This window comes from Chryseobacterium ginsengisoli, assembly GCF_039542325.1.
Lineage (GTDB): Bacteria > Bacteroidota > Bacteroidia > Flavobacteriales > Weeksellaceae > Chryseobacterium > Chryseobacterium ginsengisoli.
Window position 1 is genome coordinate 781989 of sequence record NZ_BAABHX010000001.1, and the last position, 14314, is coordinate 796302.

The following is a 14314-nucleotide window of genomic DNA, read 5'->3' on the forward strand; positions in this document are numbered from 1 at the left end:
TAACAAAATGAATTCTAAAATTTTTATTCTAATTTTTGTTGTAATCTTTACGTCTTTATCTTCACAGAAAATATTCAATATAAAAGCCACTCTAAATACAGAAAATAATATTTTTGATGTTTCTGATTCTATTCGTAGATTATTATTCATACGCTGCAACGGAAATTTAATGCTCCCAGAATATGGTTATTATATTGATGTCAGCAAAGAAGACACAGAAAAATTAAAAAAGAAAACCATCGCGTACATTCCTATGAATGGGGAAGAGTATGATGACTTGGAAAAAGGTATTGACGAAGGTGTTCTCAAACTATCAGATAGTCTCTATTATTCGGCAGCAACAAATTCAAAAAACTTTTTTAGAAAGATAGTGATAAATCCATCCTTAAAAGACACCATATATATAACGGATATAAATAATTATCTGAATATGCAAAATACAAAAGAATGGATAGAAATGCTTGACAGCAAAAGAAAGATTATTGTTGGAGATAAAATATGTGCAGAAACTACAACAGGAGGATATACATTCAACAGTTATCGCAAAGAAAAAATGTGCGATTTAGCAAAAAAACGATTGTATTACGTCAATATACTATTTCCGGAAACAAATATCGACTGGAGTAAAAAACAATGGGAATTTTGGTACAAAAACCTTATAAAATCTCAGTAAAATTATTAAAATATTTATAGGATGTGTAATACACCAAAAGATTTCCGTGGATAATCTGAAAATTTTAAAACAATGCCACAAAAACTCACCGAAAAAGCAATATTACTCTGTGATAAAGGAGCAAAACCATCACAACTAAAAGTAACAAGCCAGACTTTCAGTAAGACAGAAAATAAGCTCATTGCAACAGAACAGGATAAACAGGCAGAAACTAATATTCCAAATTTCGGAGTCTGTACGGTTACCAGAAGTACATGCAGCCCCGCCATTACAAAGTGGGATAAAACCACAGAAAAAGACACCTTAAACGATTATAAAATATTAACGGAAGAAAGCACTTGCCAGTGTACCGTAGGCGGTAAAATTACTGTACAGCACAAAGGACATGGAGAAAAGCACGAAATAGAATAATAAAAACTTCATTCTGATTGTTTCAATGAAACTAAAAAACCGCGCCCTTCGGGCGCGGTTTCTTTATATTAAGTTTAATACAATTAAAACTTCAAATCTCCATTCACCTCTCTCACTGCATTAGCAGCTTCAGCGAATTTCAATTGCTCTTCAGCAGTAAGCGTTACGTTTACAATGCTTTCTACCCCATTTTTTCCGATAATTGCAGGAACACCTAGGCAGATATCGTTTTGTCCGTATTCACCTTCAAGCATTAGAGAACAAGGGATCATTTTCTTTTGATCACAAGCAATCGCCTGAACCATTACAGAAACAGCTGCACCTGGAGCATACCAAGCAGAAGTTCCTAATAATTTAGTAAGAGTTGCTCCTCCTACTTTAGTTTCTTCGATTACATATTTTTGTTTTTCTTCGTCAAGGAATTCAGTTACAGGAACACCGTTTCTTGTCGCTTTGCTCAATAGAGGAAGCATACCCGTATCACTGTGAGCTGCGATTACCATTCCGTTTACGTCAGAAATTGGAGCTTCTAAAGCTTCAGCCAATCTGTATTGGAATCTTGCAGAATCTAAAGCGCCACCCATTCCGATGATCTTGTGCTTAGGAAGACCTGAAGTTTTGTGTACCAAATAAGCCATTGTATCCATTGGATTAGAAACCACGATGATAATAACTTCAGGAGAATGTTTTACTAAGTTTTCAGTAACTTCTTTTACGATTCCAGCGTTGATCCCGATCAATTCTTCTCTCGTCATTCCCGGTTTTCTTGGAATACCTGAAGTGATAACCGCTACATGAGAACCTGCAGTTTTGCTGTAATCTCCTGTTGTTCCGGTAATTTTTGTATCGAATCCGTTTAATGATGCTGTCTGCATCAAATCCATCGCTTTACCTTCTGCGAAACCTTCTTTAATGTCTACTAAAACTACTTCTGAACAGAAGTTTTTCATTGCGATGTATTCTGCACAACTTGCTCCTACAGCACCTGCACCTACTACGGTTACTTTCATTTTGATTTATTTTTTAAATTATTTAGTTTAAAATTGAAAACTCCCAAATTTAACAATTCCTGAAAAATTGAGCAATCTTTCAGGAATTTAATTATCTTCAAAAGTGATATTTATATTTATTTTGGGAAAATTAATTGACGTTTAACAAGAACGTATATAATTTTTTAGCTCCGGACAATACCTCATCATAGTTTTCTTCAGTCACTTCCGTGTCCAAAACTTCTTTAAAGTTTTTCCACATCGGTCCCGTATTTTCCTGATAGCATCCAAAGAAATTGAATGTTACATTATCAAAACCTTCCGTTTTAGAAAGCTGTTTTGCAATCACATTTCCACCTAAAGTAGAACCTTCGATTACGTACATTGCTCCTAAAGCTTCATTTTCATTAGCAAATTCCAATTCGTGAGAAACATTTTGATTTTCTAAAGCTAAACTTGCCAAATCCTTTTCAATCAAAGGAAGTTTTTTTCTGTTATCCAACTGAAGTTTTTCAGAGAATTTATCGGAAAGGCTGTTGAAGATTTGATCTTCAGAATGAAGAAGCATCAGATAATTGGTTCCGATAATCTTTTTATAATCTTCAAGCGTGAAAGTTTTGTTAAAAATTTTTTCTGAGTTAAAAAGTTTTTCAGCAGCATCGTGATATTCTGCTGTATTTTGTTTTAGATATTCAGATACCATAATAAGGATTTAAAAATTCTTCCAAATTTAAGGCTTTTTGAACGTTAAAATGAAAGAAGTACCATCTTTATTGCTCTCGTAATCCACATTTCCTCCAATTCTGTTCATAATTCTATATACAATCGACAATCCTACTCCGTTTCCTTTGAATTTCTTGGCGTTATCCATTCTGTTGAAAATCTTGAACATCTTATGTTTCTGCTCTTCAGGAATTCCGATTCCGTTGTCTGAAATTCTGTAAATGATCATATCATCTTCTTCAGTTCCTCCGATTTCTACTTTTGGTTTTTCCTGCTGAGATGAATATTTTATCGCGTTGTTGATGATATTTAAAAATACTTGATGAAGCATCGTTTTATCGGCAAGAACGTCGGGACATTCTTTAATGATAATTTCACTTTTTGCACTGTCGAAAGTAATTTTTGCGTTTTCAGAAATTTTTTCGATCGTGCGCATTGTCGAAAGCTTTTCAAGTTCGATTTCGCTGTGTTTTGCTCGGCTCAACTGTAAAACATCATGCATCATTTCCGCCATACTGTCGATTTCTTCAATGATGGAATTGATCTTATTTTTACTTTTTTCAGAACCGTCTGTCAGACTTTTCAGCAACATCTGAGCGTTAAGCTTCATCACAGTTAAAGGTGTTCCCAAATCATGAGAAATTGTGTAAGAAAAACTGTCGAGTTCTTCATTCACCTTTTTAAGCTCATCATTAAGCCTTTTAATCGTATTATAATTTTTATGTGAAGTTTCAAGAATTAAATCTCTTACAGCCTGTATTGCCGCAAGATTTCTCGAATTCCATCTTCTTGAATTTCCTTTAATATTCTCCGTAAAAAGATGAAAAGAAGTTCTCGGTGAAACGATTTGTCTCTCTTCTCCGTTTTGAGAAAATACCCCGATCTGTTTTTCCGGATTTCCTGCCCAATTAATATGTTCATCAAATTCTTTTCGAAACCAGATCAACAAATTTTTCTTACTTCTTTCAATAAAATAGATGGCAATTCCTGCAGAATTTTCATCCAAATTCAGTTCTTTGCCGTAGTCTTTTAAAAAGCTTCGGCTTACATAAATATTGTTTTCCGTATTTTCATGTGCCCATTGAGAAATTCGCTCAATTGTTTCGCGATCAGGAACATTCCCTTCCGTTACAACATTTTCGTCTGCAATAATGGCTAAACCATCAGCTTCCGGAAGATTTTTTATTTCAGCTTTATTTTCAATTAATGAATCGAATAAACTGTTATGTTTTAAGAATTCTGTTTTTATTTTTGAAGATTTATCGTTCAGTTCCAAACGATAATTCAGTTCATTTTTAGATCTGAAAGACGAATATGCATTAGAAGCCAATGCCGTAAAAATTCCTGCCTGAACTCTGTCTTCAAGGTCAATATGTTTGGGATCAGGATTTTGACATGTAACCAATCCCCAAAGATGATCATCAATAATAATAGAAACACTGAAACTTGAAGAAGCTCCCGAATTTTTAATATACTGCCCATGAATAGGCGACATTCCGCGTGAAGCCGAATAGGTAAGATCGATCGTTTCGTGGGATTTGCTTAAAATAGGAACTGTTTCCGCATGTACATTACTGAAAATTCTTTTTCTCTTTTTCAAATACAATTCTCTTGCCTGTTTCGGAATATCACTTTCCGGATAATGCAGACCAAGATAGCTTTCCATGTTTTCGTTTCTTCTTTCCGCAATTACTTTTCCGGAACCGTCCATCATAAATTTATACACCATCATTCTATCATAATTAATGATACTTGAAAGTGTATTTAAAAGCTGTTCCCAGATTTCCTGTGCATCATCAATAATATAAAAATTATCGTATTTATTGGAAATTTTTTTGTTGGGATTCGCGACTACCGCTTCAAATTCGAGAAAAATATTTTTTTTGCTTTTGAAAACAGAAAAATGATAATCTTTTCCTTCGATAACAATTTTATCAAAATATGTTTCGTTATCTCTTCTCGTAAATTTGCTTAGGAAATTATAAATATCAGAATCGATAATACTTTTGAAACTTTCGGGAAAATCTGTAATTTCCTTATCGAAAAGCTGGCTTGTGTTTTCGATATTAAAAATGTCCCCAATATTCTTACTAAAAAAAGTAATGGAACGAGACTCCGCATCAATGCCAATCAGATAACCAAAACTTTGTATATAGCCCGGAATATGGATGGGCTCTTCATGACACTCTACAAAATTCATATAATACTTTGATCTATCAAAGATAACGCTTTTTTTAAACGTATATTGTATTTTGAAGTAAAATAGATACCACAAAAACAAATTAAATAACGAATAAAAAAAAATAATCCGCTGAAATGTTGTTTATTAACTTAAATTTCACAAAATTTTTCACAATTTTATATTAAATAAAGAATTCATTCTTTAAACATTCTAGGAATTATAATTTTCTGAGGATTATTTTCGTCGTACATGATCTCAATCTTCCCTTCTTTTGGAACAGATGCAAGATTAAGAAGATCTACTATTTTCTTATAAACCGTAATATGTTCTTTCCCTTTAAAATCTTTAAAACTCACCTGAAACATGATTTGAGGCTGATCATTAACCGTCAATCCGGTTTGGCTTACATTGATAATTTCTGCTTCTGCATTTCTTCCGCCAAAAAGAATTTGCTCATCTTTAGAATTTTTAAAAAATTTCCCCATTATCATTTGGTACGCCAAAATCGTCAGTAAAAACATCACACCACTGAAAATAATCGGATGCATAAAAGTCAGAAATCTCCAGCCAAAATCAAAAGATTCTTTGGTATAAAAATAATAATACAAACCAATCACATACACAATCATGAAAACCGTAAAGAAAACCCTCAAAACCATACCTAGAGTATTGAATTTTGTTTTTTGTCCATCCAATAAGAAATAAGGATCTTGTGACGGATTCGGATTCAGTAAAACTTTTACCGTATTTCCAGCATTAAATCTTTTTTCCTGAGGTTTTATGTCATGAAAAATCATTTCGTGCTCAATTAAAATATTCCTGAGATTATGAAAAGAAAGAATAATCTGAATTAAATTAATATTCGATTTAGCATTATACTTTATCAATTTATAATCTAAAATCTTTGCGTTTCTTGCAATTCCGTTGCTTAAAATATTGCTCATTATATTTTTAGCCTTAAAAGTTTTCAGGAAAAGATTATTGACGAAAAAAATAAGGACATACAACCAAATTGCTAAAGAAACACCAAGATAAATATAGCTTATCATTAAAGAATTTCTTGGCTCTGCTACTGTTTCCGAAGTCATTGTATAAATAAAAATCGGAAACGGAATACAAAAAACCAGCATGTATAATGCCCAGAAAACGATCATGAACTTCATAATTATTATTTTGTGATAGATTATAAAGTTATGATATTATAAATTAACCGGGCAATTGTAAGATTTAAACTTCTTTATCGAAATACAACATATAATATTTCCCTTTTTCATCCTCACCTGTAGCCAATTTCTGACGGTCACCGTGAATATAAATATGGAAATTTTTGTCTAATTTAATGATGCTTTTAAAGTGTCTCTGCGTTTTTTTCACGGCAGCTTCACTGATCGGGAATTCTTCTGCAATATTGATCTGCATATCCTGTTCGTAATCTGTTTTAAAATTATTAAAACTTTCGATCACATGTTCGTCTCCCAAGACTTCGCTTGCAAATTCATCCAGCTTAAATTCTTCTTTTTCTTTAAAGAAATTGATTGATTTATTTAAAAAATCTGCCTGATCCGCTTTTGAAACTTCGAATTCCTGAGGCAACTGTTTCGTGATGTAATCTTTATACACCATCAAAGCTTCCTGAGTGTGAAAATATTCGTCGTCACGCTGTTTTACCTTTAAAAAATCCTCGAACCAGTAATACATATCTCCGTTTTTGTTGTTATCAACCACAGAAAGTACATATCCGGTTTCTTTGTCATTATTGTAAATTAAAGCAGCTTTGTCGATTTTAGACAAACCGATTCCCAAATCTTTTTCTATATCAAAAGTTTCTTCATTAGGAGAAATTTTAAGGAAAGATTCTCTTTTTTCGGTTTTAAAAATTCCGATTTTATCTACTTTTTCACCATTCTCTCTATCGTCTTCAAAATAAACGATAAATAATTCTCCACCCTGAACTCTTGGATTTTCAGCAGCTTCGAAAAGATGTTTTGCAATGTTTTCAGATTCCCAAAGGAATTTTGCTTTATCATCAAAAATTTCTGACACAGAACTGTAAACCGGATTATTCACCAAATAAGAATCACTGTAAAAATGAAATGTCTCTTCAGATTTGAAAGAACCTAAAAAGTAATTCTCAAGCAATTCTGCCATTCCTTCTTCCAACTGCAACTCTTCCTGAGAAAGCGTTAAAGATTCTCCGTTGATTTTATTTCCGACTCTGTGTACTACTATTTTTGAAAACATCTCTTGAATATTTTTTGGATTGCAAAGATATTAATTATCTCAACAATCAACAGTATTTCATTCTGATAAAAACCTTATCATTTTGACACGGTCTTTCTTCTTTAAAATTTAAATTAAAAGCATTTAAAAAATTAAATATCAGATAATTAAATTAAAAACATTTTCAAAGGAATACAATTTGGCATTATGATTTTCAAAACAGAAACAAAATGGACTTAAAAACATTAAACAGAATCGACAAGCTAAGAAGATTAAAAAGTAAAGGACCGGAAACTCCGAAATGGCTGAAATCTTACCGAATGTTGGTATTGGCTTTTTTGGCTGTGTTGGTTTGGTTCTTTTTTGAAAAATTTTAATTAAATCAAATTTAAATATGAATTATTTACAGGCTACTCAGGAAATCACAGAAATTATTCCCGAGATTGAAAACGAACTGAAAAATAACAGAACACAAAATTCTTACAGTGTCATCCAAACATTCACAGACAGAATTAAAAATATGATTCGGCAAAACGACAGAAATTTATTATTCAAATGTCTGAAAAAGATGGATGATATTTACCGAAACGGAGATATTGTATTAAAAAATGCAGTGGAAAGCACTTTCATTTATTCGCTGGACAATTCTACCGCTTTTTGCAATGAAGAATACAGAAAAGTGATCTTTAGTCATATTTCAAAAGAGTTGCAGAAGATCTATTCGAGACAGATTTACAGCCATGGAATATAGTTTTATTACATTTTTCATGACTTTCGTTACAAAAGCATTAAAACTATAAAAAATTAAATCTATTAACAATCAATCATTTATGAAATCAAAAATAAGAAAAATTTCCGACTGGAAAACCTTCAAAACAACGACCAACAAACATAATATTGAAATTTTAGCAACTCACATTGCTGTGATTCTAGGTGTATTTATTTTTGCTGCGTGTTTATAAACTTTGGTACAGTTTTCGCGGAAATAAAAATGCTCGGAAAATATTAATTATGATGAATGTACAAATGAAAACGATTAATCAGAAAATAGCTATTGAATATTTAAAATTTTTCTATCCGCCACTTCGCACCGAAATAACACAATTATCTGGACAGGATAACTTCGCTGGAATTATGCAGGCAATCGTAAATTATCTAAAAAACCTCTTACAGGAATCAAAAGTAAACATCATTGCCCATCACATCAAACTCATGGATATGATCTATAAAATCGGAGATTCTTATGTAAAAGATATGATCGAAAATCTTTTTGTAAGATCATTCGAAAGCTTTAAAAAGCATGCTAAAATTTCACATTGGAAACTTCTTTATCAATATATGCCTATCACTTTTCAGGTGATCTATAATGATCAGCGAAAACAGGATAGAGTATTCTTTGGTAAATAAAATATTTAACTCTAAAACAGCTCCGGCGAAACCTTTGGTTCTGCCGTTAAAAATCGTAATCAGCCTATTAATGATGGATTGCGATTTTTTTGTTTGGAAAAATTCCAACATTTTACCGACATTCAAATTTCAAACCCTTTCTAAAAAACTCTACCGCAAAGATACAAATACTATGCCTTTTCATTAATGTTAAGTACCATTTTAAATATATAGAATAATAAAAGTAATATTATAATTTAATACCATAATTTATTTGCAATAATAATTATTTCTCATACATGGATTGTTATTTTTCTTAATTTTTGATGTGCTTCTACCTTAAATTTTATTATATTTTAAAGTAGTTACACGTCTTGTCTTTTGACGGCACAATGCAATAAACATTTGTATATTTGTTTAGCTAATCATGATAAACCACAATTAAATTTTAAAATTAACAATGAAAATAATACACATTACAGATTTTCATTTAAAAAATGAAGAATTAAATATTCAGCACTCCAGAATAGTAAAAGCTCTATTAGAAGACTTAATAAATTATATAGATAAAAATACTATTTTACTTTTTACAGGTGATTTTACTAATATGGGTGGAAAGGATTTCAGTAATCCATCACAAGCTTTTACAGCATTCAAAGAAATTATATTTGATAAAATACTTAATAAATTTCCTATGCTAATTAATAAAATATTTTTTGTTCCTGGAAATCATGATCTTGATAGAAAGTCAATTACAATAAGAGATAAATACATTAAAACAGCTTTGCTTAATGATACTTCTAACAGAACTATATTTTATGAAGATTTACAAAATGGAATTCCTGCTTTTAAAACATATCAAGAATTTAAAGAAGTTTTTTACAGCCATTATCCTAATAAAACTATTACACAACTAGAGGATACTTTTCAAATTGAAATAGAAAATGAAAATATTGGTATTACATGCATTAATAGCTCTTGGCTTTGTTATGAAAATGATGATGATGGCAACATTCTTATTTTAGAAGATCAATTAATGAATTCTTTAAACCTTATTGTTAATTGCAATATTAAAATAGCCCTATTACATCATCCATTAACTTTTTTGCATAAGAGCGAATCACTAAAAATAAAGGAAATTTTAGAAAAAGAATATGATCTTGTTTTTATTGGACATACGCACAAACAAGAAAGTGAATTCAACCAAACTTTAAATGGCAATTGCTATTTTTCCGTTGGAAAATCCTTGAATAGTGAGGATACTGAAAGCATAGCATATACAAATGGATATAGCATTTTAGAATATATACCTAATAAAAAACTTCTTGTCAATTTAAGAAAATATAATATAAAAGCTGAAAAATTTCTACCAAATTCAGATTTCGGATCAGAAATCGGGATTCAAGAAATAAATATAAATAAAAATTTAAGTAATGAAGATGCTACAGAATTACATATTAGTGACAGCTTTCGTACTTATTTAGAAGATATAGGAGCTAACCTTAGACATAAAAATAAATCCAAAATTAAATTAAATGAAATTTATGTTTATCCGAATCTGGAAAATTACGGATACTCTTCTGAAGAAGATAGAAATTTAACTATCAACTCAGAAAAACTATTAGATGAAATCAATGAAACCGAAACAACAAGAATAATTATTTCAGGAGAAAATTCATCTGGTAAAACAGGTTTATGTAAAAAAGCGTTTGAAAAAATATTACAAAGAGAGAGCTTATACCCAATTTTTATAAAGGGTGAAGATATTAAATCTACAGATTTAAAAGATTTAGAAAAACTCAAAAACAACACCCAAAATGAGCAATATAAATCAAGTAAAATACCTCCAATAAAAAATCCTTTTTTTATAATTGATAACCTAAATGATTCTAAGCTTTCGCCAATTTATTTGAAAAAATTTCTATCAAATCTAATTGAAAATAATTCTTCGTTCATTATCACATGGGAACAACTGTTTACATTTAATGAAATATTTGATAGCATAATCGCAAAACTTAAAATTTATGAAATTTTGCCGTTAGGTCGTAAATATAGATTTCAATTAATAGAAAGATGGATTGATTTTGACCAATATACAAATAACCAACAAAGAATAAGTAATTTATATGAAGCAGAGAAGTTAATTGATTCTATTGTAGGAAAGAATTTAGTTCCCGCATATCCCCTTTATATTTTAACTATATTACAAGCTACAGAATTATTTCCAACACAAAACTTTGAACATAGTACTCTTGGACATTACTATGATGTTCTAATTAAATCTGCTTTAGGTAAGGTTCTAACTAAAAATGGCGATATAGAAAAGTATTATACATATTTAGCCGAATTATCAAATAAAATGTATGAAAATGATGATAAATTTCTTCCCGAAAGTGATTTTATAGATTTTCATAAAATACATGTGAAAGAGTATGGATTAAATCAAAATGGTTTTATTGAGATAGAAAGGAATTTGATCAATACTGACATAATTATCTTGCACAAAGAAACTTATAAATTTAAATATGATTATATCTACTACTATTTTTTGGGAAAATATCTTTCAGATAATATTGAAGATCCTGACATACAAGATAAAGTAATAAAACTTGCTAATACATTAGATAATACTGATAATGCAAATACATATCTATTCTTAGCACATCATAGCAAATCTGAATTCGTTATTAATACAATAAGTGAAATTGCAAAAAATATTTTTAAGGATGAAAAAATAGTAAATTTTTCAGAAGATATTAAAGAAATAAATGAATTAGCTAACACTGCATCAGAGGTCATAACATTGAATATATCAAAGTCTTATAGTGAGCATAAAATGGATGAATTAGAACATTTGGACGAAATTGATAATGATTATGATTCATTCAATAGCAAAGATGCTTCTAATATTATAGATTATATCTCAGAAATTAATAAATCCTTTAAAACGATCGAAATTCTGGGTCTTATTTTAAAAAATCGCTATGCGTCTATAAAATCACAACCAAAACTGGATATTGCTCAAGAGACATATTTTTTAGGTCTTCGAGCAACATCTTCAATTTTTAAAACTTTTTCAGGTAGTGAAGAATTTATTAAAGATGAAATTATTAATTTAATCATTAAGGATAAATCATTATCAAAATCTGAAAAAGAAGGATTGGCAAAAAAAGTTATTTTCAATATGTATTACATGACTGCATATTCAGTTATAAAGAGAATCTCAAATTCTTTAGCTACAAAAGATCTAGCAGTAACATTTGAGGAAATTAGAAATAAACATAAAGATAATAATGCAATTAATCTTATTGATATATCAAATAAATTAGAATATTCTACTAATTTTCCTTTTGATGATATTGATAGATTAAAATCTCAGTTTAAAAACAACCAGTTCCCTTTCTATCTACTTAAAAGACTCTCATTAAACTACTTGAGAATGTTCCCTATGAAAGAAATAGAAATGCAGAAGGTTTGCAGTCAATTAGAAATCCCTATGAATACACAAAGACAGATTGCAATGCAAAATTTTAATGGTAAGCATAAAAATTAAATGATAATTAAGAGTAAGGTAAACTAATCCTTACTCTTATTTTTCACCTTTTGAACAGTTCCAATGCTGACTGCACAAATCTTTGCTGTATCTCTGATAGAATTTCCTTTCTTTAGGCTCTTAATCACTTCTTTATACTTAGATAGAAAATCTTCTATGCTCTCTGTAGAACCTTTCTCACGCCCTTTATAGATTCCTTTAGCCTTTGCGAGTGCAATTCCTTCACGCTGACGCTCTAAAAATAGTGTCACGTTCCATTTCGGCTATGTTTGCCATAACAGAGATAATAAGTTTGAAGGCTTGATTTTCCTTGCCTTTGATTAAGCTTTCTATTCCGAGATTATCCACTTTGAGAATAACGCCCTTTTCTTTGAAAAATTCCAAAGTCGTAAGAATGTCATAAAGATTCCTTCCGAGCCTGTCAATTGAACTTACCGAAACATAATTTATTTCGTTCTCTTCAATCGCTTTTATCAGTTCCTTTCCCCGTTCCCTGTCCTTAAAAGGTGTCGAACCGCTAACAACATCAATAAAAACCTTTTCGTCTTTTGCTTGACGTTCCTCCTGTCTTGCCGTGTTTTGCGCTCCCGTTGAAACTCTAATATATCGTGCTTTCATAATTGTAAATGTTATAAAACACCCTGCATTTAAAGCAAGGTGCAAAGATTTTTATTGTAATTAATTTTTGAAATAATAGCCGTTAGAACTCATATAATCATACACCAGATGTCTAGTGGTCGCTTCCCAATCAATGTAAATATAAGAGGGCAAATTTTCAGGAATTGAGCCGTCTTGTTCTAAAGTAGTCTGGGCAAAATCCTCATCTGAACTGTACTCGCCATAATATGAATCTGAAAGACTGTTTAATAAGTCGCTTACATCCTCATGATAGTAACTCATGCACTCTGCATAGGCTTCTATAATGTTGAAATCATAATCTGAACTGTTGATTTGTTCGGCTATCTCATAAATGTTTGATGAAAAATGGCATTCGCTGATTAGCTTTTGTTTGATAAAGAACTCCGAACATTCATAGTCCTGAAACATAAATTCGGGGTCTTGTTCGTCTTGGTGAAGTTCCTGCATAGCTCCTAAAAGCTCATCATAACTTGAATAATTTGATAATTGAAGCCACTCTCCATAAATGCTTCCTGAATTGTACTTGCTATAAAGTACCTACATAGATTTGGAAGTCCTCCAAACAATTTTGTAACTTTGTCATTGTAGATAAGTTTTAATTACACGTTAGAATTTTTACACTTCCCCATTCAATATTGGTAGTATTGACGGGGTTTTTTGTTGTTTTATAGTAGTCGAAAACTGTGCCAAGTGTGTGAATTTTAGGATGCTTTTTAATGAAACAGGAGAAATATTTTAAACCTGTACAAAATTCTCTCAAACCCTTTCTAACTTTGGGTTGTTGGATTTTGTATCGACAATGTTCCAACATTTGCGAAATCTGTTGAAAGAATCTTAAATTTTCATAGGCAAATAGCTATATCCTAAAAAAGAAAACCCCTGAAAAGAGCCGTTATTGTACGAAACTCCTTTCAAGGGTTTTCATTTGATTTCAAGCGTACCAGTACCTTTGGTTTCGCCGGAGCTATTTTTAATTCTTTTTCAAAAAAGCTTTTTGTATAACTTGAAGTTCATTGTCGTTCATTTTAGAAGATTTTTTAAGTTTTGAAACAAAAGCATCTACTTCTTCCACCGTTGAAGGACAGCCAAGATTTTCATTTTTATCATTAAAGGAATCTGCAAGAACTTCACCTTTCGGATTCAAAACCAACCAAAACGGAAGTCCTGCATCTTTTCCTTTATATTTATTCATCAGCTCTTCACCTCCGGAATTTTCAAGTTTTTTCTTCTCTCCCATTTCCTGAACATCAACATAAGTTGTCACAAATTTTTTATCGAAAATCGGTTTTGTTTCAGGTAGAGTCATATTTTTCTCCATTACATGACACCATTTGCACCATGACGCATGAAACATCAAAAGAACGTTTTTATTTTTTGCTTTGGCTTCTGTAAGTGCTTTGTTTAAGACAGCATCAGCTTTTTCCTGAGCAAAGTTTAATTGAAATAGGAATAATCCTAATATGAGAAGTATTTTAGAGAACTTCATTTTAAATTTTGTTTTTTGTGGTTAAACTTATACGAATGTAGAGATTTTTTGT

General features: G+C 30.8%; 15 protein-coding genes. 7 read left to right on the forward strand and 8 right to left on the reverse strand.

Annotated features, from left to right (window positions below):
- Positions 1-7: 7 nt before the first annotated feature.
- Positions 8-673 (forward strand): hypothetical protein, encoded by a 666-nt coding sequence (locus ABD940_RS03680; RefSeq protein WP_345200387.1) that lies wholly within the window; start codon positions 8-10, stop codon positions 671-673.
- Positions 674-745: 72 nt separating this feature from the next.
- Positions 746-1084: a DUF4280 domain-containing protein gene (locus ABD940_RS03685; protein ID WP_345200388.1), complete on the forward strand. Its 339-nt coding sequence runs from the start codon at positions 746-748 to the stop codon at positions 1082-1084.
- An 83-nt stretch (positions 1085-1167) separates the two neighbouring features.
- Here the strand turns inward: ABD940_RS03685 and ABD940_RS03690 are convergent, their stop codons facing one another.
- From ABD940_RS03690 to ABD940_RS03710, 5 genes are all read right to left on the reverse strand, one after another.
- Positions 1168-2094, reverse strand: a complete 927-nt coding sequence (locus tag ABD940_RS03690) for a malate dehydrogenase (protein WP_345200389.1) — start codon at positions 2092-2094, stop codon at positions 1168-1170.
- 130 nt (positions 2095-2224) lie between these two features.
- Entirely contained in the window at positions 2225-2776 is a 552-nt protein-coding gene (locus tag ABD940_RS03695; RefSeq protein WP_345200390.1) for a biliverdin-producing heme oxygenase, read from the reverse strand.
- A 27-nt stretch (positions 2777-2803) separates the two neighbouring features.
- Positions 2804-4996: an ATP-binding protein gene (locus tag ABD940_RS03700; RefSeq protein ID WP_345200392.1), complete on the reverse strand. Its 2193-nt coding sequence runs from the start codon at positions 4994-4996 to the stop codon at positions 2804-2806.
- Between the two features lie 176 nt (positions 4997-5172).
- Positions 5173-6141: a hypothetical protein gene (locus ABD940_RS03705; RefSeq protein WP_345200393.1), complete on the reverse strand. Its 969-nt coding sequence runs from the start codon at positions 6139-6141 to the stop codon at positions 5173-5175.
- A 64-nt stretch (positions 6142-6205) separates the two neighbouring features.
- Positions 6206-7219, reverse strand: a complete 1014-nt coding sequence (locus ABD940_RS03710) for a nucleoid-associated protein (protein ID WP_345200394.1) — start codon at positions 7217-7219, stop codon at positions 6206-6208.
- A gap of 209 nt (positions 7220-7428) precedes the next feature.
- On the opposite strand from ABD940_RS03710, the gene ABD940_RS03715 reads away from it, so the two are divergent.
- The 5 genes from ABD940_RS03715 (at position 7429) to ABD940_RS03735 (ending at position 12137) form a co-directional block, all read left to right on the forward strand.
- The gene (locus tag ABD940_RS03715) at positions 7429-7575 is read left to right on the forward strand and encodes a hypothetical protein (RefSeq protein WP_345200396.1); all 147 of its coding nucleotides are present in this window, start codon (positions 7429-7431) and stop codon (positions 7573-7575) included.
- Positions 7576-7592: 17 nt separating this feature from the next.
- Complete coding sequence (locus tag ABD940_RS03720) at positions 7593-7949, forward strand: DUF7674 family protein (protein WP_345200397.1); 357 nt, start codon at positions 7593-7595, stop codon at positions 7947-7949.
- A 79-nt stretch (positions 7950-8028) separates the two neighbouring features.
- On the forward strand, positions 8029-8160 hold the full coding sequence (locus ABD940_RS03725) for a hypothetical protein (protein ID WP_345200399.1): 132 nt from the start codon (positions 8029-8031) through the stop codon (positions 8158-8160).
- A 49-nt stretch (positions 8161-8209) separates the two neighbouring features.
- Positions 8210-8605: a DUF7674 family protein gene (locus tag ABD940_RS03730; protein WP_345200400.1), complete on the forward strand. Its 396-nt coding sequence runs from the start codon at positions 8210-8212 to the stop codon at positions 8603-8605.
- A gap of 439 nt (positions 8606-9044) precedes the next feature.
- Positions 9045-12137 carry an anti-phage protein gene (locus ABD940_RS03735; RefSeq protein WP_345200401.1) on the forward strand — a complete coding sequence of 1031 codons (3093 nt, stop codon included), beginning with the start codon at positions 9045-9047 and terminating at the stop codon, positions 12135-12137.
- 222 nt (positions 12138-12359) lie between these two features.
- Here the strand turns inward: ABD940_RS03735 and ABD940_RS03740 are convergent, their stop codons facing one another.
- The 3 genes from ABD940_RS03740 to ABD940_RS03750 all read right to left on the reverse strand — a co-directional run bounded on the left by ABD940_RS03740 (position 12360) and on the right by ABD940_RS03750 (position 14262).
- Entirely contained in the window at positions 12360-12755 is a 396-nt protein-coding gene (locus ABD940_RS03740) for a recombinase family protein (protein ID WP_345200402.1), read from the reverse strand.
- A 60-nt stretch (positions 12756-12815) separates the two neighbouring features.
- Positions 12816-13283, reverse strand: coding sequence for an antirestriction protein ArdA (locus ABD940_RS03745; protein ID WP_345200712.1), 468 nt, complete (start codon positions 13281-13283; stop codon positions 12816-12818).
- 463 nt (positions 13284-13746) lie between these two features.
- Positions 13747-14262 carry a thioredoxin family protein gene (locus ABD940_RS03750; protein ID WP_345200403.1) on the reverse strand — a complete coding sequence of 172 codons (516 nt, stop codon included), beginning with the start codon at positions 14260-14262 and terminating at the stop codon, positions 13747-13749.
- Between the last annotated feature and the right edge of the window lie 52 nt (positions 14263-14314).